The 21,351-nt window shown below is 37.9% G+C and carries 25 protein-coding genes; 8 read left to right on the forward strand and 17 right to left on the reverse strand.

The window, feature by feature from the left end; genetic code table 11:
• Positions 1-109: 109 nt before the first annotated feature.
• Positions 110-442 carry a hypothetical protein gene (locus BIV60_RS02025; protein ID WP_071354083.1) on the reverse strand — a complete coding sequence of 111 codons (333 nt, stop codon included), beginning with the start codon at positions 440-442 and terminating at the stop codon, positions 110-112.
• 142 nt (positions 443-584) lie between these two features.
• Complete coding sequence (locus BIV60_RS02030; RefSeq protein ID WP_071354084.1) at positions 585-785, reverse strand: hypothetical protein; 201 nt, start codon at positions 783-785, stop codon at positions 585-587.
• A 165-nt stretch (positions 786-950) separates the two neighbouring features.
• On the opposite strand from BIV60_RS02030, the gene BIV60_RS02035 reads away from it, so the two are divergent.
• Positions 951-1,247 (forward strand): hypothetical protein, encoded by a 297-nt coding sequence (locus BIV60_RS02035; protein ID WP_071354085.1) that lies wholly within the window; start codon positions 951-953, stop codon positions 1,245-1,247.
• Positions 1,248-1,295: 48 nt separating this feature from the next.
• Here the strand turns inward: BIV60_RS02035 and BIV60_RS02040 are convergent, their stop codons facing one another.
• Positions 1,296-1,592 (reverse strand): antibiotic biosynthesis monooxygenase family protein, encoded by a 297-nt coding sequence (locus BIV60_RS02040; protein WP_071354086.1) that lies wholly within the window; start codon positions 1,590-1,592, stop codon positions 1,296-1,298.
• A 128-nt stretch (positions 1,593-1,720) separates the two neighbouring features.
• Between BIV60_RS02040 and BIV60_RS02045 the strand changes: the two genes are divergently transcribed.
• Positions 1,721-2,233: a CBO0543 family protein gene (locus BIV60_RS02045; protein WP_071354087.1), complete on the forward strand. Its 513-nt coding sequence runs from the start codon at positions 1,721-1,723 to the stop codon at positions 2,231-2,233.
• 14 nt (positions 2,234-2,247) lie between these two features.
• Here the strand turns inward: BIV60_RS02045 and BIV60_RS30810 are convergent, their stop codons facing one another.
• Positions 2,248-2,457, reverse strand: coding sequence for a hypothetical protein (locus BIV60_RS30810; RefSeq protein ID WP_071354088.1), 210 nt, complete (start codon positions 2,455-2,457; stop codon positions 2,248-2,250).
• 381 nt (positions 2,458-2,838) lie between these two features.
• On the opposite strand from BIV60_RS30810, the gene BIV60_RS02055 reads away from it, so the two are divergent.
• Positions 2,839-3,396, forward strand: a complete 558-nt coding sequence (locus tag BIV60_RS02055; protein ID WP_256218271.1) for a cysteine hydrolase family protein — start codon at positions 2,839-2,841, stop codon at positions 3,394-3,396.
• 106 nt (positions 3,397-3,502) lie between these two features.
• Here BIV60_RS02055 and BIV60_RS02060 read toward each other — a convergent pair whose 3' ends face one another.
• The 7 genes from BIV60_RS02060 to BIV60_RS02085 form a co-directional block, all read right to left on the reverse strand.
• Positions 3,503-4,639, reverse strand: coding sequence for a Ger(x)C family spore germination protein (locus tag BIV60_RS02060; protein ID WP_071354089.1), 1,137 nt, complete (start codon positions 4,637-4,639; stop codon positions 3,503-3,505).
• Positions 4,623-5,729 (reverse strand): GerAB/ArcD/ProY family transporter, encoded by a 1,107-nt coding sequence (locus tag BIV60_RS02065; RefSeq protein WP_071354090.1) that lies wholly within the window; start codon positions 5,727-5,729, stop codon positions 4,623-4,625. Before BIV60_RS02065 ends, BIV60_RS02060 begins: the two co-directional genes overlap by 17 nt.
• Positions 5,719-7,218: a spore germination protein gene (locus BIV60_RS02070; RefSeq protein ID WP_071354091.1), complete on the reverse strand. Its 1,500-nt coding sequence runs from the start codon at positions 7,216-7,218 to the stop codon at positions 5,719-5,721. The genes BIV60_RS02065 and BIV60_RS02070 overlap by 11 nt, the downstream gene beginning before the upstream one ends.
• A 111-nt stretch (positions 7,219-7,329) precedes the next feature.
• Positions 7,330-7,770 (reverse strand): ferritin-like domain-containing protein, encoded by a 441-nt coding sequence (locus tag BIV60_RS02075; protein WP_071354092.1) that lies wholly within the window; start codon positions 7,768-7,770, stop codon positions 7,330-7,332.
• Between the two features lie 262 nt (positions 7,771-8,032).
• Complete coding sequence (locus BIV60_RS02080) at positions 8,033-8,539, reverse strand: alpha/beta family hydrolase (protein WP_083402061.1); 507 nt, start codon at positions 8,537-8,539, stop codon at positions 8,033-8,035.
• A gap of 33 nt (positions 8,540-8,572) precedes the next feature.
• Positions 8,573-8,701, reverse strand: coding sequence for a hypothetical protein (locus BIV60_RS30135; protein WP_256218272.1), 129 nt, complete (start codon positions 8,699-8,701; stop codon positions 8,573-8,575).
• Positions 8,702-8,724: 23 nt separating this feature from the next.
• The gene (locus tag BIV60_RS02085) at positions 8,725-9,435 is read right to left on the reverse strand and encodes an MOSC domain-containing protein (protein ID WP_071354093.1); all 711 of its coding nucleotides are present in this window, start codon (positions 9,433-9,435) and stop codon (positions 8,725-8,727) included.
• A 404-nt stretch (positions 9,436-9,839) separates the two neighbouring features.
• On the opposite strand from BIV60_RS02085, the gene BIV60_RS02090 reads away from it, so the two are divergent.
• Positions 9,840-11,513 carry a ribonuclease J gene (locus BIV60_RS02090; protein ID WP_071354094.1) on the forward strand — a complete coding sequence of 558 codons (1,674 nt, stop codon included), beginning with the start codon at positions 9,840-9,842 and terminating at the stop codon, positions 11,511-11,513.
• 408 nt (positions 11,514-11,921) lie between these two features.
• Complete coding sequence (locus BIV60_RS02095) at positions 11,922-12,377, forward strand: SRPBCC family protein (RefSeq protein ID WP_071354095.1); 456 nt, start codon at positions 11,922-11,924, stop codon at positions 12,375-12,377.
• Positions 12,378-12,474: 97 nt separating this feature from the next.
• Here the strand turns inward: BIV60_RS02095 and BIV60_RS02100 are convergent, their stop codons facing one another.
• On the reverse strand, positions 12,475-12,969 hold the full coding sequence (locus BIV60_RS02100) for a DinB family protein (protein WP_071354096.1): 495 nt from the start codon (positions 12,967-12,969) through the stop codon (positions 12,475-12,477).
• A gap of 109 nt (positions 12,970-13,078) precedes the next feature.
• Positions 13,079-14,272, reverse strand: a complete 1,194-nt coding sequence (locus BIV60_RS02105) for an FAD-dependent monooxygenase (RefSeq protein WP_071354097.1) — start codon at positions 14,270-14,272, stop codon at positions 13,079-13,081.
• Positions 14,273-14,526: 254 nt separating this feature from the next.
• Between BIV60_RS02105 and BIV60_RS02110 the strand changes: the two genes are divergently transcribed.
• Together BIV60_RS02110 and BIV60_RS02115 are read left to right on the forward strand one after the other, a co-directional pair.
• Positions 14,527-15,477 carry a fumarylacetoacetate hydrolase family protein gene (locus BIV60_RS02110; RefSeq protein ID WP_071354098.1) on the forward strand — a complete coding sequence of 317 codons (951 nt, stop codon included), beginning with the start codon at positions 14,527-14,529 and terminating at the stop codon, positions 15,475-15,477.
• Between the two features lie 90 nt (positions 15,478-15,567).
• A complete protein-coding gene (locus BIV60_RS02115; RefSeq protein WP_071354099.1) occupies positions 15,568-16,692 on the forward strand; it encodes a cupin domain-containing protein in 1,125 nt (374 codons plus the stop codon).
• A gap of 175 nt (positions 16,693-16,867) precedes the next feature.
• Here the strand turns inward: BIV60_RS02115 and BIV60_RS02120 are convergent, their stop codons facing one another.
• Complete coding sequence (locus BIV60_RS02120; RefSeq protein WP_071354100.1) at positions 16,868-18,025, reverse strand: DUF4317 domain-containing protein; 1,158 nt, start codon at positions 18,023-18,025, stop codon at positions 16,868-16,870.
• A 216-nt stretch (positions 18,026-18,241) separates the two neighbouring features.
• Complete coding sequence (locus tag BIV60_RS29420) at positions 18,242-18,415, reverse strand: hypothetical protein (RefSeq protein ID WP_177177202.1); 174 nt, start codon at positions 18,413-18,415, stop codon at positions 18,242-18,244.
• A gap of 240 nt (positions 18,416-18,655) precedes the next feature.
• Here BIV60_RS29420 and BIV60_RS02125 point away from each other — a divergent pair, with 240 nt between their 5' ends.
• Positions 18,656-19,231 carry an HAD-IA family hydrolase gene (locus tag BIV60_RS02125; protein WP_071354101.1) on the forward strand — a complete coding sequence of 192 codons (576 nt, stop codon included), beginning with the start codon at positions 18,656-18,658 and terminating at the stop codon, positions 19,229-19,231.
• 510 nt (positions 19,232-19,741) lie between these two features.
• Here the strand turns inward: BIV60_RS02125 and BIV60_RS02130 are convergent.
• The gene (locus BIV60_RS02130) at positions 19,742-20,521 is read right to left on the reverse strand and encodes an SDR family NAD(P)-dependent oxidoreductase (RefSeq protein ID WP_071354102.1); all 780 of its coding nucleotides are present in this window, start codon (positions 20,519-20,521) and stop codon (positions 19,742-19,744) included.
• A 286-nt stretch (positions 20,522-20,807) separates the two neighbouring features.
• Positions 20,808-21,344 carry an HD domain-containing protein gene (locus BIV60_RS02135; RefSeq protein ID WP_071354103.1) on the reverse strand — a complete coding sequence of 179 codons (537 nt, stop codon included), beginning with the start codon at positions 21,342-21,344 and terminating at the stop codon, positions 20,808-20,810.
• Between the last annotated feature and the right edge of the window lie 7 nt (positions 21,345-21,351).

The raw sequence follows: 21,351 nt of genomic DNA on the forward strand, positions 1-21,351 counted from the left end.
AAAAGATGCCACGAAGCATTTAGTTATACGGGTTGATGAACTCATACGAAAAACAACAATCTATGCGAAAATAGCCTTAATAAAAACCGCAGCCTTGTGTTTCCCTCTCTTACACCTCATCCCTTTTCCGAAGAACGTAACAGCTCCCGTCATCAGCAAAAAACAAATATTCACCGTAGTTGATATTAAAATGAACATTCTCTTTGTCGTACATGAGTTTTGTAACCTTTACAAATTTCTCTACCAGTTCACTTGCAGGATTGAAAATGATCTCCCAGCTATTTTGCGTTGTCACAAATCCTTTCGGGTTACATTTTCTTTCAGGTTTTAATTCAGTGGTCCATGCCCCATTTAGCAGCACGGTATTCGCCGTAACCTTTGTTTTTCTATTTTGGATGGACCATACTTTCCGACAATTACAACGATGGATTTTGCTCTTCATCACCAAATACCTTCTTTCAAACAGAAAATGAAAAAACGTATCATGGTAATTGTATTCAGCGAAAGTTTGGCCTATTTTTAAATCAACTCTCAAAAATAAAAAACTATTCCAATGTGGTCTATTAAAAAGCATTCTTTCCGCTCTAAATTTCGTTATTTTTTCTTACCGCTTTTAATAATTCATCAAGCTTTTCATTTCTTTCCCTGTCTAATATTGTCTTTTCATTCATAAACTTAATCACTTTTACGACGAAAAGAATTCCTAGGACGATTAGAACTAAATAAATGATAATCGGCAAAAAGCTAAATAAGACAAATATGCCGCTAGGCGCATCACTAAACACCAAATATCCCTCCCTAGTTTTAACATATATCACATTATACTTTATGTTTAGAAATGAAATGTCAGCATTTAAGGAAATTAATTTCTATTTGTAGGAAAAAATAGTAGAATAAGATGGACTCATCACATTATAAATATAGAAAAAATGATTTATGGGGGATATACCATGTCATCTTCAAAAGTTCTGAAATGGGTTACAGGCGGCCTGGAAGCAATTTTGGGTGTTCCGTTTCTGGGTGGAACCATTGTTCTTAGTCTTGCTTGGACTCCATTAGGGATCATGTTAGTTTTACATATCATTACACTCATTTTGGCAAAAAAAGAGGGAAGATCTGTTGCAGGAAGCATCCTCGGGATTGTGACTTCTTGCATTGCCTGGATTCCTCTTGTTGGAATGATTATGCATATCATTACCGCCATCGTCCTGATGGTCGACGCTGCAAAATCCTATCGACAGGCCTAATTAGATGCAAAAAGCAGTTCCAGAAAGTATTGGAACTGCTTTATCTTTTCAGGATAAGTTTACTTTTTCGAAATGCTCAACTGTTGGGAATGGATCATAAAAATGATGTAATAGCTTTTTCCATTCTTGATATTCGTTGGATTCCCTGAATCCAATGGTATGGTCTTCTAATGTCTCCCATTTCACCGTTAATAAATATTTACCCTCTACTTCCAAGCAGCGCTGCAGTTCATGAGATATGTATCCTCCCATGGATGAAATAATCTTGGAAGCCTGGCGAAAAGTTCTCTCGAATTCCTGCTCCTTTCCCGGTTTCACCTGAAGCATGGCAGCTTCTAAAATCATGAAAATCTCCCTCTCTTATTATATTATCTTTACCTATTTGCTAATTTGTCGATCATTTTTAATTTCTACGAATGGTACATCCATAATATAGGAATTATAAGGATACTAAACCATCAGGAGAAATCTGCATGATTGCCATCACCTATTCAGTTCTTTGGATCATTGCTGCCTTTAAGTTCGCCGACCGTAATTGGAAGCCCTATTATCCTACACTTCTTTTTGCGGCACTTGGAAATGCATTATATGAAGTAATTTGTTTTAAATATCAGCTCTGGAAAATGGAACCAAATGGATTGCCGGTTGCGATGATTCCCATTTTATTACTAACCTTAATTGGAATGCCTTTTTCAACTTGGATTTACCTATCTAAATATCCTTTTGGAAAAGGACTTATCTCACAATCCCTGTATATCGCTTTTTTTGTCGCCATATATACTTTGCTGGAATTTCTTTCGGTAAAAGGCGGTGCCATTACATACCACCATAACTGGAATTTATTTTGGTCTGTTTTATTCGTTATTGTTATGTTCAATATCCTTCGAATCCATTATCAAAAACCAGTGATCGCACTTATTCTATCTGTCATTTTTATTGCTTTTCTATGCTTAGTATTCGATGTCACATTAGATAAAATGAAATAAAATCGAACACTTTTTTAAAAAGTAAGCTGATTCGCCTTCACAATGATACCGTCAAAATCGAAATCTGGCAGCCTTTCAAAACCAAGGCATTCATATAATCCCATTGCCCTTTCCATAAATTCTCCGGTATGAAGCCCAATGGATAGGTGTGCTCTAGCTATTTCTTTGCTGCTTAAAGGAGCACTCGGAATTGATTTCAGTAACAGCTCTTGTGTTGGTTTCATTTTTTGACATTGACGTCACCTCTCAAGAATTGAATAATATTGCTTTTGCCTTTATTAAAACAAGTTTTTCAATAAGTTTAATCCATTTTAGACTTTTCAGCATTTTGAAGTCAATCAATCGGAATTGAATATTCTGAAATTACATAATACCTTATCATTGACTTCTTTGCTTAAGATACTTACCATAGTAGCAAATATTTTGGTTGAGGAGATGAGCACGCTATTGGAGACACTTTTCCTTTTTCCTATCTGATTTCCGCCCCAATGGCCACGACTGTTTTATTGTAAAGACTGTTCTTTGAAAAAGGGAATTATTTTAGTAGTGGCGAATATTATGTACAATGGTAATCCAATATTTTAATAGAGGAAGGAGCAAATAAGTTGGACAAAACAGCATTAATCCTAGTTGATATCCAAAATGATTACTTTCCGGGAGGGAAAATGCCACTCCATGAAACAGAAAAGGCTGCGAAAAATGCGCGGGCTATCTTAGATTACTTTCGTGAAAACAATCTCCCTCTTTTTCACATTCAGCACATTTTCAAAGATACACAAGCACCATTTTTTGCACCATACACAGAAGGGGTTCAGATTCATCAAAGTGTTGCACCATTAGAAAACGAAACTGTGATTATTAAGCATTTCCCAAACAGTTTTCTACATACCTCTTTAGAAGCAGAATTAAAAAGCATAGGGATCGAACATGTAATCATCGTTGGCATGATGAGTCATATGTGCATTGATGCAACAAGTCGTGCAGCAGTTGACCTTGGCTTTAGTTGTACAGTCATTGAGGATGCATGTACATGCCCTGATCTTACCTTTAACAATAAAACCATTAAGGCAGAAGATGTCCATTCTGCATTTATGGCAGCGCTTGGAAGCTTATATGCTACGATCAAGACAACCGATGGTTTTCTTGTTAAGACAACCATCTAATAATGATTTTTCCATAGTAAAGTAGTACCAATTAATTGATTACGGCCACGAAAAACTCTGTTTCATGGCCGTAATCTTTTTCTATTTCGGTGAAGACCAAACACGGTTAATTAATAATTCCCGAATTCAACAGCTCAAATTGAAGGTTTACCTTAATCGGGATTTCTTTAATCGCTATATTTTTATATTTTTCCTCCCAAAGTCGATTATGATGGACCCTGATTTCTTCTTCAATTCCAAATCCATCACAATTCGCTTCTTGTAATTTCGATATCGTTTTTTTAGCCGTATTCGTTAAGCCTTTTTTTATTTCGTTATTAAGCTGTTTTAAAAGAAGCGGACTTGTTAAATGATTTTTAGGATATTCTCTAATCCGGTATTGGAGATTTATGGCTAAATTAGCGGTAACTGTATCATTTTTCACCTTTAATTTTGTTTTTGGCTGGGAATTGAGAATTTCAACATTGACATAATTCAATTGGTTTTGTTTATAACGATGCTGCGTTTTCACCGAGAAGGAAACCTTCTGTTTTATACCCCCACTGAGAAGTAAAAACATCTTTGATTCTGGAATTGTTATTTTTCCGGTCATTTTTTCATTATTAAAAAGCGCCATACCCACTGACTCTGCTCGATGACCCTTACTATGGATTTTAATCAGCGGTAGCAACGGGTCCTTTGTATGTTTTAGTAACAAAGGGCAGACTGATTGAACATTATAGTCTGTATAAAAACCCGTTGCTACCCCGCTTTTTAAGAATTCATCATAATATCGTCCATTTAAATCAGCCTCTTCCTGTTTTAAGCGAATCGCATCCATTGCCTTTCCTTCAATAATAGCCACTTTTGCGCCAAGAGCACCTTTTGGATTCCGATAAATATTATCAAGTTCTTGATAGAGACCTTTTGCTGCAATCCCTTCTCCGAAAAGGATGACTTGAGTTTTCGAAGTGTCAATTCTTTCAGAAATTTTAAGATCCTCCTGTAACAGCGCATCTGCAGCAGTTTGCCCATTTGTGGTAAGAATGCTGCTTTTCGAAGAAGTTGTTGAGCTAGAAATTAAATTTCCTGAACTCCCTAGACTGATTGGGTACGAGGTAGTAGCAACTACTTCCCCCTTTGGGCCAACATCATATCCAATTAGCAAAATTATTTTTTGCTCTTTCAAAAGCCGCTGATCCCAACAGCCTGTTAAGAAAAACGGAATACATAATACCATAAACCATCTAATTGTTATTTGCATTAAATACACCCTTCTGCCGCTTTCTAAATAAAAGGGAAATGATTAAAAGAGATATAGGAACAGCCATTAAAAAGATGAAACCAACATAGGTAGTGAACTGCGTTAATTTTTCTATCGCTTTTTGATTATTAAAGAATAGAGCAAAAGTAAAACAAATGATGGCTGATAAATAAACGAAAGACTTTCTATTCACTTTCTTTATTAAAAAAGCACCTGCTAACGATGCACCGTAAAGGTAGCTTATATAGGATGTCCCCACCAAAATAATCCACAGAGAAATAAGGATTAAATCAGGTCTTTCGATAATTTTAAAAGTAAAAGATTTTAAAAGATAAAGGACAGGCTCTGGGAACAGCATCATTTCGTCATTACTAAAGTAAATTAAGCAGACAAAGGTTAGGAATGAATATAGTAGGGTGACAAATAAATTGGCCAATGTAACGGCTTTTACCCGCTCCTTTCCTGTTGCCATAACAAAAGGTGATACAATCAGAAACATTTCCATCCCCTGCCATGCTAATGTGACATGTGAAGCTCCTTTTATAATGTTCAAAATTCCTGAATGACCAATCGGCATGATATAGTGGATATTTCCATCTCTAAAAGCAATTGGAGCAATAACTATAAAAGCGAATAAAACAAAAGTAGCGATAAAATAAAACCTGGCAATTACCTTAAGATTTTCAACCGCCATGTATATTCCGATGGAACACATCAAAATTAGGATCACCCAATAAGGAGTATAAATTAACATCCATTTTTTTATAATGTAGACAAATAAAATCAGAATGGTGGAGCCGGTTAATAAGAAATAGACAGCATAAAAAAGGGTTAAGCATTTCCCCAAAACTTTCCCCAAAATGGATTGCATGATTTGAAATAAATGCTGCTTAGGGAACCGATTACATAAAATCAGATAGAAAATAGCAAGAACCTCCATCACAAGGCCTGTAAGAAGAAGCGATATCCAGCTATCTCCTTTTGCAAATTTGTGAATGTCGTATGGTAACGAAAGAAATGCAACCCCTATTTGAGTCTGTATTAAAAAGGTAACGAGTTGAAGCTTTGTCATTTGATTTTCATTTTTCATTTTTTTCCCATCTTCTCGGTTTATATAGTCGTTTTTTATTTTTAACTAGTAACTCTCTTGGCCGGAACTTTAAAAGCCAAATTGGAAATCGAATGATGGCATCCTTCATCCCTTGTACATTAAACGGAGCAACAGGAGTAAAATACGGTGTTCCAAGTGACTCAAGTTTACAAAGGTGACCAACGATAAACATTAAAGAAAAGATGATTCCGACAAAACCAAAGGTAGCAGCAGAAAGCATAATTGGAAAGGTTAACAGCCGGACTGTATTACTCATTTCATAGGATGCGATCGTAAAGGATGATATAGACGTAAGGGCAATCACAATAACCATAATATTTGAAACTAATCCTGCAGAAACAATTGCATCCCCGATGATGAGACCACCGACAATCCCAATTGTTTGTCCTATTGGTGATGGCAGGCGAATTCCTGCTTCTCTGATTAATTCAATCGTGAACGCCATAATCATTGCCTCGATTAAAGGTGGAAATGGAATGTTCTCTACCGAGTTTTTTACAAGAACTAAAATTTCATTCGGGATAATTTCAAAATGGAAGCCGATAATTGCAATATATAAAGCTGGTAATAGAAGTGAAAGAAAAAAGCTCGTCACTCTTAAAAGCCGAAAAGTAGAGCCTGTTAAAATTCGGCTGTTGTAATCATCCGACGTTTGAAAGAAGGAGAAAAATGATACGGGAAGAACTAGAACATCACAGCTTCCTTCAGACATTAAGATGATTCTCCCTTCCATTAATTGGGCAATGGCCCGGTCTGGTCTTTCCGTAAAAAGTATATGTGGAAACGGAGAAAATGGCTGATCCTCAATTATCTCTTCTAAGTACCCGGGGCTAAAAATCATGTCTGTAGATAGTGTTTGAAGTCTTTCTTCAAGTCTCTTTACTAACGAAAGGTTTGCTATACCTTCCATATAGACAACGGCTATTTGCGTGTTCGTATATTGACCGGTACGGTGATAATTAATTCTAAGATGTTTACTCTGAATCGCTTGCCTGATAAAGCCTAAATTTGTCGATAAACTTTCAACAAATCCAATATGTGATCCCCTTACCGTTTTTTCACTGTCGGGTTCCTTGGGGCTTCGTGATAAGTCTTTCTTTGTATTAAATGAAAAGAGATCATCCTCTCCTTGAACGATCAAAATTGTTTTTCCTTGTAACAATGCATTTATGGTTTCTTCAAGCATAATCTTACTTTTTGTTTCAGCAGTATATGGAATGTCACCAAAGTCTAATTCTGGATTTTTACTTAAAGGAACTAAGATACTTTCCTGGATTTTCTCCGAATCGGAAAGGGTTTCTAAATAGAAAAGAATTCCTTTCTCCTCTTGATATAAAATAGGAAGCATGAACAAATCCTCTGTGTTTCCGAAAGCATTCTTAATAAACTCTGCACGGGACTCGAATGCAGAGTTTCCGATGTCTGAAGGCTGTTCATTTAGTTCATGTTTAAATAAAGGTTTTTTCATAAATGAACTCCTATGCTTAAAATGTTCATTTTATGTTCTGCAAAAATTCCAAACTTATCCCTAGAAATGAAAAAGAACCCCGAATTAGGTTATTCTGGGTCCTTTCGACTGTTATTTATGTTTAGTAAAATAGTAAAGAAACCAAACTGCATGGTTTTGCTCGTCTGCGGCAGCTCTCCGAAATACTTCTTTTATATGCTCTGTTGTAGCGGCATCGGCAATTTCCATATAAAAATCAACCGTTTTTTGTTCATCTTTTAGCGCAAATTCTAATCCGTCTAAATAAGCAGCAGGACACTCCTCTACAATCTTCGGCTGCGGCTGCCTCCCAGTGAGACTCATATACACCTGCTGAAATTGTTGAAAATGCTTCATTTCATCCTGCCTAATTTCAAGGATTCGCTGCCGTTCTTCCTCATTTTTAGCCATATTTGCTAATTTCGAATAACAATTGATTGCACTATATTCACCATTTACTGCCTTTTCAACATCACTGACCAAGTTGTTCGGTTGTCTAAAAAGAGCATCATGATAATTTGTATACGGATACATCCCATACCCTCCCGGTTTTATTCATACTATCCTATGGAAAAGTGAGATACTGGGTGCAAAATACAAATTTCTTTACTCTAAAAATCCACCTTTCTTAACTTTGATTTATCAAAGGCTATTTTCGCATAGATTGTTGTTTTTCGTATAAGTTCATCAACCCGTATAACAAGATGCTTCGTGGCATCTTTTCGTAAGAACATTTGCGAAAACTGCCTAGAAATTTAAGTATTTGGCCCTTATTAAGGTCCAAAAGCAACAAAGTTTACGAAAAGAGCCTTTTCAAAAAATCCTCCACCTGTTTAATCACTTCTTTTAATGCTTCTATCGAGGCAAACATATCGCCGGTTATTTCTAAACTATGATTTGCTTGAGGAATTATACAGGTACTAACAAGAGAATTATTTTTCAATGAGGAAATTCGTTCTTTGTCGTAATGGCGGTCCTGATCGCCAATGACACAAAGTGAAGGGCGGTCAGTATTCATCATCGCCTCATATACCGCATCTCTTTTAACCAGTGGCGTCAACCAAATCCCAAAAGTATTCCCGCTCACTCTTTTCTCCACCCATTCTTTTACCATTGGAATCGTTCCGATCGATTTGCCCAAAACAAAAAACTGTTTATACTTCGAAGCTTTTAAGACTTTATCCAAAACAGCTAACACATCATCATACATCGACTGTTCCTGTTCCGTATCGGTAAGCTTATTAAACTGTTCATTTTTAGCAAACTGATAATTAATATGTAAAACATCTATTTGATGATTCAAAAATAACCCCGTTGCATAATGAAAAAGCGGCTGCTAGGTTGTATAGCCGAGACCCGGAAGCATGATACAGATACTGCTATTAGGTTCCTTACTGCGAATCCACGTATATGGAAGGGTGGAATATTCATTTCTTACAACCTGGTCTTCGATTATTTGATACACCATCTTCACTCCGTTCGTTTACCTTACTCATTTGGTCCATACACTCGGCTGCGGATATCCACTGTTGAAAGCTGAGCATCAACCCGTTTTTCTAATGTAGTCCTCAATCCGGGCGCAAGTAATTCGCATTGCGCTAATTCCCGTAAATCAGCAAAGTTCTGCTGTTTGGCATGAATGACTTCATTGCATCTTGAGATGGACAAATGAGGATAGGGCCGTTCAATTAAAGTAAAGGTTTGCCCTTCTTCTACCAATCCTTCTTTTAACACACGGAAATACCAGCCTGTCCTCCCGGAGTTTTGTATTAATAATGCTAAGGTTTTTACTTTAAAACGGCGTGCCGGCTTCCAACATGGCTGTCTTGGCTGTGATACTTGAACAATCGCTTCGCCAATTTGAAAGGTATCCCCTATTGAAATTGTTTCTTCTGTTCCATTTTCCATTAAAAAATTCTCGCCCATTCCTCCGAGAGAGATTTGCGAATACGCTAATTCATTTTGCCAGTAGGAATAGTTTTCAACGGAATAAGCAAAAACGGCTTTTTCCGGTCCGCCATGATGTTCCTGATCAAATTGTCCATCACCATTTAATTTGGTTTGCCCAACCCACACAGGTCCTTGAACGGGTTCTTTAAAAATAGCACTGGTCCACTCCCGTTCCATTGGACTTGATGCATCTTTTTCACCAACCGTTTTCGGCATGCCGACAAAAATCTTTTTTAATAAAAAATCCATCTTATTTCCTCCATTCCGACTACTAACTTCTATATTTAATTCGTGGTGGAAGTTTAATATACCTTTTTTGACTGTTAGGTACCACCTGAATCATTTATCAACACGCTCTTAGTGGATATCAACAAATTTTGGACATATATCAACACACTTTTAAAATATATCGAAACATTTTAAGAAGATATCAACATATTTTTATCAGATATCAACAAATTCTATTTATTTAATCGTGTTGATAAGTTTTTCTAATTGGCCGGACTAGCCCACTTCATCATACCTTTGCCAATTTAATCAAACGAATGATTCGTATACGCTCTTTCACTAATCCCTCCAAAAACTCCAATTTAAATAAAGAATTTACAAACGGGAATACTAAATTTATCTAATTGGCTTTAGGAGGAATAAACTTGAGCACCCTTGAAAATACATTATCCATTTTCGCCTTAGGCGGTATTAATGAAATCGGTAAAAACATGTATGTGGTCCAATATGCTGATGATATCGTGGTGATCGACTGCGGTGGCAAGTTCCCTGATGAGAGTTTGTTAGGAATCGACCTGATCATTCCTGATATTACGTACCTTGAGGAAAATCAAGAAAAAATCCGTGCAATGATTGTGACCCATGGCCACGAAGATCATATCGGCGGAATCCCTTACTTTTTGCGAAAATTGAATGTCCCCATCTATTCGACCCGCTTTACGCTAGGCTTGATTGAATTAAAGCTGGAGGAGCACCGCCTCAAAGGAAACACCAAACTCGTTCAAATTGACTCGGAGTCGATATTGGAACTTGGTAAGATGAAAGTTTCCTTTTTCAAAACAAGCCATAGTATTCCTGATTGTCTCGGGATTGTTTTTCACACTCCAGAAGGTAATGTCGTCCATACCGGGGACTTCAAATTTGATTTAACTCCTGCCAATAATGAATCATCCGATATTCATAAAATGGCCAAGATCGGCAGTGAGGGTGTGCTGGCTTTAATCTCTGAAAGCACCAATGCCGAGCGGAAAGGGCTGTCACCATCCGAGCAAATGGTCGGGGACCATATGGATGAAGCCTTTATGAAGGCAACTGGAAAAATTTTTGTGTCTACGTTTGCATCGAATGTGAACCGGATTCAACAGGTTGTCAATTCAGCCATGATGACCAATCGCAAGCTGGCATTGCTGGGCCGGAGTATGGTAAACGTCGTGGATGTTGCGATTGAACGCGGATATTTAACTGTTCCTGAAGGGATGTTAATTGAGGCTCGTGAAGTCGATTCATTGCCAACTGAAAAAGTTGCGATTCTCTGCACCGGAAGTCAAGGAGAGCCAATGGCAGCCCTTGCCCGGCTTGCCAGCGGAAACTATCGTGATGTTGCAATATATCCCGACGACACCGTTATTTTCGCGGCATCCCCAATACCTGGAAATGAAAGGGACGTTTCACGGATAATCGATAACTTGTTCAAACTTGGCGCAAGAGTCATTTATGGCTCCGGAAGTTCCACTGGAATGCATGTTTCCGGACACGGTTATCAGGAAGACTTAAAGCTGATGCTAACCTTGATGAAACCAACCTATTTGATTCCGATTCATGGTGAATACAGAATGCTCCATCACCACCAGCAGCTGGCGGAATCGGTGGGAGTTGAAAAAGGAAACACTTTTACCATTAATAATGGAGATGTAGTCGATTTTGAAAATTCAGTTGCCCATCAGATACGGAGTGTTCCGTCCGGGGATACGTATGTGGATGGAATGGGTGTGGGCGATATCGGTGAGATTGTACTGCGGGATCGCAAGCAGCTTTCGGAAGACGGGATGCTTGTGATTGTAGTTACCATAAGCAAATTGGACCGAAAGATTATCTCCGGTCCGGATACGATTACACGCGGTTTTGTTTACGCTAAAAATTCGGATGATCTCCTCAAAGAAGTGAATCGTCTCGCCAAAAAAACGGTTGTCGACTTACAAGAAGAAAACATTCGCCAATGGGGTGTTATTAAACAAAATATTAAAAAAGCGGTTGGGCAATATCTATTTACCCAAACAAAAAGGAAGCCAATGATCCTGCCGGTTATCATCGAAATTTAATTGCCCATCAAGTAAAAGGGAGTTGAACCATTAGATGGCCCAGTTCACAAACTGGGCCATCTTCATTCCACCAATGTTATTCGTGCATTATATCTTTTTTAAAAGTCTCCAAATACAGCATTGGGAAACCGATTCCTAAATCCCATTAGAGTGTCTCTGATTCCAGTTTAAATCCTTCACAATCACATCTTTATCGACCTCTTACAATACACCATTCTCTGATTATACTGTACAGATATGTGCAATGTCTGCCAAGTAATTATTTTCTTTAGCTATAACATGAAAACCATGATTACAATACCATGACCCTTGTTGTTAGCACTAATTTTTATAATGCCTTTCCAAACGACGAAACAAACATATAAATATACGAAGGTCCTAAAATTGAAATGGAAAGAAGGTAAATGAATGCCAAGCGGGATGTATCTAGTTGAAGTAAATTTACCAATCAATGAGGTTTGGAATTTTGTTAAGGATATGGATAACTGGGCACCACTTATTCCTGGATATATTCAACATCGTAAATTTACAAAACGTCAGTCTACGTGGGAATTTTATAGTATCATCGGATTTATAAAGAAAAAAATTAGCCTGATGGTAACGATAAAGGAATGGATTGCACCGACAAAGGTTACTTTTAATTTAAAAGGGGTAAATGAGAATTTTTCAGGCGAAGGATATTTCTTTGCAGAAGCAATGGACCAAAATAAGACGAGGATGACATTCTCCCTTGAGATCACTGCTGGAGGTACAATGGGAGGAATGGTTAATAAATTTTTAAAATCTTACCTTCCAAAAGTAACCGAAGAAATGGCAATTGCTATCTCAACAAAATTGGAGGAGCTTCATAAGGCACGACGTTGAACAACCTGATAAAGGTGGTTCTTTTTTTGATGACAAAAAATCCTCTAACGCAGGGGCGGTTCTTCCACTAGAACCGTCCCTTGGCTTCTGTGGCTTCTTATCGAACTTTTTCCAAATGGCGTACAATTTGCCCGTAATGTCCCACAACATGCTTAACGATTAAATGGTCGACTAAAAAAGATAACGGTTTTCCGTCAAAGTTTGGATTATAACTTGGTGCTGTTTTCACTAGATCCTCTTCTTTAACTTTTACAAGTACTTCCTCTACTTTCGGGACTAAGCTTTGCAGAGCATTTATGGCAGCATCTTTATTTATACGCGATACAATGTCTTCATTTACTGCAGCTAAACGACGGACATGTTCATGATTACGTCCCCATTTTGCCCCAGGAACCACCAGCAGTGCTTCCAAATCTGCAACCCAAAAATCTACAGCCTCTAAAATATGAGAAACAATTTGCATGGCTGACCATTCATTTTCAGAAGGTTTAACATAAAGTGTCGCTTCTTCCGTATTTTTCAATATCGCTACAATATCATCTATACTCTTTTTAAACATTTCCAATTTTTCATTTTGTACAGCTGTTGTCATAGAATACATCCTCCTTCAATTAGGTAAAGAAATGTCCAAAATATACGGCTGCAAAGAAAATGCGCTAGAGGTGGCTCTAACGCGTATTTCTTTGCGAAAAGTTGTAAGATTAGCTGTCCACACGCTGATAATTTTTATTGAAATAGCCATATAGAAAATCAACATTGTGGTAATCCGTTGGTTTGTGCTGCTCGAAAAGACGGTCGCGAAGCAGGACTGTAAGTGGATCCACAGCATGAATCGTTTCGCCCCATTTCCGAGCCGATCTTTGAACCATTGAAGCACGTGGAAGTCGAACTTCCTGGTATGCTTTAAATGCTTCTTCGTAGGAGTTATGTCTTTTTAATTCTTCTCCCAACACAAATGCATCTTCAAGGGCCTGAACACCGCCTTGTGCTAAATATTGAAGCATAGCATGTCCAGAATCACCTAATAACGTAATGTTGCCTTTTGTCCAATTTTCGATTGGTTCACGGTCATACATTTTCCAGCGGAATTGACGGTTAATGTAATTTAATGCATTTTGCACTTTTGGATGGCTATTTTCAAAACGGCGTGCCATTTCTTCTGGTGTTCCCCAGTCTTCCAATGTCGCATCATAAGATTTAAACACAACTACCTGATTGTAAAGCTCACCACGGCGAACTGGGTATTGTACCATGTGAAGGTTTGGTCCAATCCACATGATTACATCATCTAAGTCTAAGTTTGTGCCATGAGCTATTTCTTCAAGTGGAATAGCCCCACGGTAAGCTACATACGCTGAGTTTACTGGTTCATCATCAATAAAAAGTTTGCGAAGCTTTGATTTTACTCCATCCGCACCAATAACTGCCTCTCCACTAAACGTTTCATCATTTTGGTTGACAATTGTTACCGTATCACCATTTTGTTCCGCAGTTTGAATCGCTTGGTTTGTAAAGAATTGGATATTACCACGTTTTTGACATGCTTCATAAAGAACTCTGTGTAAGTCAGAGCGATGCAATACGATATAGGGTTGGCCGTATTCTTTTTGAAAACCTTCCCCTAAGTCTAGAATTGCTAATTCTTTTGCAGTATAAACATCTTTTAATACAAGACGTTTTGGGAACACCGCATATTTAACAATTTCTTCCTTTACCCCCAGCCGGTCTAAAACTTCTAACGCATTTGGTGCCAACTGAATCCCAGCACCTATTTCCCCAAATTCAGGTGCCTGCTCAAAAACTGCGATTGATTTACCAGTTTCCTGGATTGATAGAGCTGCTGCTAAACCACCGATTCCTCCACCAACAATAATAATATCGCTTACATTAGTCATTGAAAACCACTCCTAATTGAGTTATTATATTCCATAAATAGAGAACTGCGTTCCCGATAGGAAAACTTTAAACCATCTTTCCTTATTTCGTCAACGAAAAGTTTAAAGATTTGGAAACTTACATTATGTGAAATGGAGCCGCAAAAAATCACTTTTCTGAAAACAAATAATATTGACAATCATTATAAAGTTATTTAAAATTTTTATAAATAGTGAACAAGGTTTATAATAAGTGGAAACGAGGAGGAAAATAAATGAAACTTATAAATTTTACAGCCGCTGGGCATACACGTACAGGAGCAATCGTTGATAATAAAGTGATCGACTTAAACTATGCTTATCAAGCCCAGTTAAAAGCAGAAGGAAAATACCGCTACGAAGCAATCGCTAAAGCATATGTACCAGATAATACAGATGAGTTATACCAAGGTGGAAAAGAATCCCTGATTCTCGCGCAAAAAGCAATCGATTTTATTTTAGCTAATCCTGAAAGCTTTGATAAAAAAGTAGTTTACAATCTCGAGGATGTTAAGGTAGAAGCACCAGTAAAGCGTCCAGGCAAAATTATTTGTGTTGGTCACAACTACCGCGAGCACATTTTAGAAATGGGCAGAGAAATCCCATCGAACCCAGTTATTTTTGCAAAATTTGCTAATACCATTTTAGGGCCAGAGGACAATATTCCACACTATCCAATATCTGACCAGCTTGACTATGAAGCAGAGTTTACTTTTGTTGTCGGAAAACAAGCTCGCAATGTTTCCGAAGAAGATGCATTAGACTATGTAGCAGGTTATACCATTACAAATGACGTTACCTACCGTGATATTCAACGCCGCACTCTTCAATGGCTGCAAGGAAAAACAGTAGATGGCAGTGCACCGATGGGACCATATTTAGTAACTTCCGATGAAATACCAAATCCATCCGGCTTAGATGTTGTCCTAAAAGTAAATGGTGAAGTACGTCAAAAAACGAATACTGCCAATCTAGTATTCACTGTTCAAAAATTAGTAGCTTTCTTATCAAATTTAATGACGTTAGAGCCGGGAGATGTTGTATTAACAGGAACTCCTGGGGGCGTTGGAGTTGCAATCAATCCTCCGCAATTCTTAAAAGATGGGGATGTAGTTCGTATTGAAATCGACCAAATTGGTGTGCTTGAAAATAAAGTAAAGGCAGCGGAAGCGGCAGTCACTGTTTAATTAGGAAGATGCATGGATACAAAGGGTTCGAGCAGCAGGTATGCTGCTCCCTTTTCTCTATAAAAAATGAATGATAAAGGGGAATGTGAAATGGCTGAAGCAAGTCAAGAAGTTCAAGAGTTTATGAAAAGCTCCATTGTAACCGATTACACTAGGGATATTCAACAATACAACTTAGGGCCTCTTTGGGAAGCAATTCCTCAAATTATGCACAAAACACCAAAGTCTCAAGCAATTGCTTATCTTTGGAGCGATGAATTAATCAAAAAGAAAATGGCTGAAGCAGCTCAAATCTTCACACCGGAACGCGGCGGAGAACGTCGTGCGATTTATTTCCAAAATCCCGGCTTAACATATCGTGAACCTTGGGGATGGGGGTCTACCACGCAAACGATTTATGCAGCTGTGCAAATGTTATTGCCTGGTGAAAAAGCACCATCTCACCGTCACTCACAAAGTGCATTACGCTTCATTTCTGAAGGTTCAGGTGCATACACAATCGTTCAGGGTGAGCGTGTTTTCATGGAAGAAGGCGACTTTTTAATTACGCCTAAGGGCTTATGGCATGGGCATGAACATTTAGGTACAGAGCCTATGTATTGGATGGATGCTTTAGATATTCCTACTATTTACGCAATCGGCGGTACATTCTTTGAACCTTATGAAGATGGTCTGCAACAACCAAATATTCCAGATAACTTTTCAGAGAGGCGTTATCGCGGCGGCATGGTTCGTCCTGTTGGTGATGATAAGTTCACAGTTGCACCGCTTGCTAATTATAAATTTGATCGCACTGTAGAAGGAATTAAAGGCTTGATGGAATTCGATCCAAATCCACACCATGGATATGCAGTTGAATACATTAACCCATCTACAGGTAAATCGGCTAACCCGACACTTGGCACTAGAATGCAGCACTTGCCAAAAGGTTTCCAAACAAAGGCATTACGTCATACACACTCAACGGTTTACCAAGTACACAAAGGTGAAGGTTTCACAGTCATTGACGGCATTCGCTTCGATTGGAAAAAAGGAGATTACTTCGTTGTTCCAAACTGGGCTTGGTATGAACACGTTGCATCTGAGGATTCTTACCTATTCTCCGTAAACGACCTTCCAATTATGGATCGTTTTGACTTAGAACAAGAGCAATCATTTGAAGAAAATAACGGCCACCAAAAAATTACTGGTGAATTTAAAGCAGATTTCCGTTAATAGGCAATTTACTATTGAAACGCTTGGTTCATTCCAAGCGTTTTATTTTCAAATAAAATAAACAATAAAATCAATGACTTTTAACACAGCAAAAAAAACACGCCCCTTTAATGGGACGTAGTTAACGCCTTATGTTTGCCTGTTCTTTGATCCTATTACCTGTACCGAAAATCCATTAGAGTGTCTCCGATTCAAGGCGAAAACCTTCCACGACCACCTCTTCATCTACCTCTAACAATAGGCACCGTTTTCCCTCGAACGTAATATATTTTACATATTTCAGATCTTTCGGGTTAATCGTGACATCTGCCACCTTTGTATTGATTTTTATGGATTTGGGTATTAGATTGTTTGCTTTAAATTCATGTTTTTCATCGTCCATTATTGCTTTTAAGGCATGTTCGACTTTGGCCGCCTCTACATTTTCTACCCCGCTGACGGTTAAGATTCTTTCGATGTCCCGAGAATCCAACATAGGAGCTTCACTTTCTTCCTTTTCCGTGTTCTCTTGGATGATCTTATCAATTTCCTCATAAACATTGGAAATAACCCGGGATTCGACTTCGTCTCCCATCACTTCTTTTAAGATAAAATCAAAGCAGTCCTTATCATCCTGGGCAGTCATAATTTCTCCGCAATTTAGAACCTCTTCAATAAATCTCAAATCCGGCTGATTGGCTTTTCCGGCACAGTAGAGAATATGGTTCACATCTGCAGCATTATCATTAAAAGTTGGGAAAAGAAAACCGGACATAGGAGATTCTAAATTAATAATGGGATCCATGACATGATAGGACTTGTATTCTTTTTCGATATAGTCAAACATTAACGCTTTTTTTGGATGGTCGGTTTTGTTCACACTGCAAAGAATTAATTGGCTGGAATAAACCTCATCATCCCCGCCTTCTTCGGATTCTGCGCCCCGTTTTCTGGTCGGCTTTCGATATTCTGCCCGGATAAATGTCACCACCGTATCAAATTCATAAGAACCTTGAGCAAACATTTTGGTGACGATTTCTATCATGTTATCTTGCCAATCCGCCGAATCCGATTGTAATCCTTCGAAGAGGATGGTTTGTGTACTGTAATCCACATCCCGCTGGAATTTCAATTCAAACAGTTTGGCATCAAGATTACCGGTTAAAACCTTTTTAAAGTTGGCTAAAAACAATTCTTGTGCTTCCTGTTCCAACATTTGAAACGGCTGACAAACTTGATGGTAAATCTCTCCCGATTCTTTCTGAACATACACATTAAAGATTTCACGAATGTTCATACGATAATTGTCTAATTTAAATTGTTTCCGGATATTAGCGATATCTTGTTTATTCATTTTTTTCAACTCCCATTGATGATTATACTGTTCAGATAGAAAAATAGGAATGTTTGATCATTCTACATTCTATTTTAATGGATGAAGGAATTAAAATAGAATCGTTGTAATAATTCAGTTTTATTTTGTAATTAATTTAGATGAGATAATTTTTCAGAATTGATTTAATAACACAAAGGGCGTATATGATAAAAATCATACACGCCCATATTTATTTTAACTTTTCGATACATTTGACTTTTTAAGAAATAATGACAGAACAATATTAACTTCCGCTAATACTAAACTGATTGTAAGCACCAGTGAAGACCCCAATGCTGCTTCATGTGCAGGATCATTTGCAATGCCTGACAAGTAATGATTCTCTTTCGCTGAAAAAATGGAAACCATGATTGCAATACCAATCGCACCTTCCTTGCATTTTTAAATAAAGGGAGGAACAGGCATTCCGAACCGGTTCACTTAGTGAAGTCATTTCACTAACAATACTGCTAAAGGTATAACCCGTTATCGTACCCTCCCGATCAAAATCGGCTGCTAATTTTTCAATATTTCAAGTTTTTATTTTGATTTTTTCTATATTACGTTTAATATGATAAAAAAATGAACTACATAGAGAAGAGGATTTTTATGAACATCTTATGGGATTTTGACGGAACACTTTTTGATACTTATCCAGCGCTTGTGGAGGGATTTGTGAAATTAACTCCCCAAAAACTGGATCGTAATGAAGTACTAAAATGGCTGAAAAAGGATTCTAAAACAGCGTTCAAACATTATGGGATTAGCGAAGATCTACGAGAAAAGTACGAGGAGTTATATAATTATTATTCAAATCGAAATAGTAAACCCTTTGATTACATCGAGAAGGTTTTATCGGCTGTTGATGGAAATATCATTGTTACTCACCGGGATAAGGAATCGACCATCTATCTTCTGGAAAAATTCGATTTAAAAAAGTATTTCAAAGACATAGTCTCTGTGGAGGAAGATGGTTTTATCAGAAAGCCTCATAGTTCCGCATATCAACATGTTCTAAAAAGTCATAAAATCGATTTGGTGGTGGGGGACCGGGAACTGGACTTGATTCCGGCGAGAGAATTAAAGATTAAAACGGTTGCTTTTCAAAACAAAGGGATTGAGGCGGATTCTCATATTGAGAGTTATAAGGATTTTATTTCTGTTGTTATGAATGAGCACGTTTGATAGGATTTGCAGTTTGGCGGGTGTATGAATACTAAATCTCATTTATTAACTGTTAGATTTGGACTTCCTCGGAGGCATGAACACCAAATCTCCTTCATTTACTGATAGATTTGGACTTCATCGGGTAATGAACGGTAAAACAACCTAGCTAACTTAAGCTGGTAAATGATTGCAAAAGCCAGGCAGGGCTGCCTGGCAAAAGAATCTTCATTCAAACGTTTGATTAGTATATGCTTTTTTGCACAAAACCCTTATTTACTAATGCATTACAACTTCCAATCAAACGTTTAATTAGTATACACTTTTTCTACCCAGCCACTTTTAATGAAGACTATTTTCGCATTGATTGTTGTTTTTCGTATATGTTCATCAACCCGAATAACTAAATGCTTCGTGGCATCTTTTCGTAAGAACATTTGCGAAAATTGCCTAGAAACTTAAGTATTGGACCCTCATTAAGGTCCAAAAGCAACAAAGTTTACGAAAAGAGCCTTAATGAAAGACTGTTTTCTATAATGTCCCAGCCATTCCTCCATCAATATTCACTGCTGTACCGGTAACATATGACGCAGCATCCGAGACAAGGAAGGTAATTACTTTCGCTGCTTCGTCTGTATTTCCTATACGACCAAGTGGAATTTGCCAGTCTTTCCTCGAGAACTCCTCCCATGTTAATTCCGGCGCTTCATTTTTCCACTTTTTCTCAATTTGTTCACTGCGAATAAGGCCGATACATACGGTGTTAACACGAATATTATCTTTGCCAAGGTCTTTACTCATGGCTTTTGTCAGCGCCATCCCTGCTGCTCTGCTCACTGAGGTTGGAAGCGATGAGGTTGGAGGAGTTTTCCCAATAACCGCTGTCAAATTGACAATCGCGCCTCCTCCTACCTGCCGCATATATGATACCGCATAGCGGGAGCAATGAATTGCGCCAAACAGCTTTAAATCAAGATCCTGTCTCCAAAGTTCCGTTCCAGCTTCTTCAAACGGGTGGGCTTGGGATGTACCAGCATTGTTGACTAAAATATCTAAACGTCCGTACTTTTCTATCGTTAAATCAACCACTCGTTTGCAATCTTCTTCCTTTGTAACATCTGTTACGACAGAAAATACTTCTTTTCCTGTCTGTTCAAAAATATATGCTTCCGCTTCCTTTAAACGATTCTCATTTCTTGCACAAATTGTAACCATAGCTCCTTCTTTCACTAAATAAAGAGCTGTTTCTAATCCAATTCCTCTGCTCGACCCAGTGATTAATGCAACCTTTCCTTTTAAACCTAATTCCATATTGAACTCCTTTCTTAGTCGGTTCCAGACGATGTGATAAAGTGAAACTTCAATCAGTGGGGGTTTTTTTCATCCCCCACTGATTGTTAGTTGAACCAATCGGGCTTTTACGGGCAGTTGACCCCCACTTATGCTTCCTGTTCCACTAAGCCTTGAAGTGGGGGTCTTACTGCCCGTTAATGCGGGATAAATCTAACCGTACCTAAACTTAGTATTTCTATCGTTGTATATTCATTATTTCATTATATAGTTTGTTCCCCTCACCAACAATCTACATGAAAACAGCCTAATGAAATAATAAATCCACTTCTTTTCGTAATTCTTCTAATAATGAAAAATCCCCTTGATAGCCCAGACTTTCTACGACATTCGTGTAATACCATTTTTGTTTTTCTTTTCCGCGGTTAAACCTTTTCCAAACCTCATCACCAATTTGTTCATAGTCATATCGGATTGATCGAATATTATATAGTTTATCCGCGCAGGCTACCGCACGGATTTCCTTTGAAGCCGTTTTTAAAAATTCAATTGTATGTTCCTTTCTCTTTTCCCAAGAGAGCGATTTATCTGGTTCAGAGCATCCTGCTACGATTTCAGCAATTTTTTCACCGAATTCCTGTTTAATATCTTCCAAGGTTAAATCGGTATCTTCAACTGTATCATGCAAGATTCCCGCTGCCACTATATCCTCAGCAAACCCTTCTTTCATGAGCAGCATCCCCACTGCCACGGGATGAATAATATAAGGAATATCCGTAAGTTTTCGGTACTGACCTTCATGTGCCTTACCAGCAATTTGAAGTGATTTTTCCACCACATCCATTCCGAAT

Origin of the sequence: Bacillus sp. MUM 116 (assembly GCF_001866655.1) — a bacterium.
In the GTDB taxonomy this organism is placed as follows: Bacteria; Bacillota; Bacilli; order Bacillales; family Cytobacillaceae; genus Neobacillus.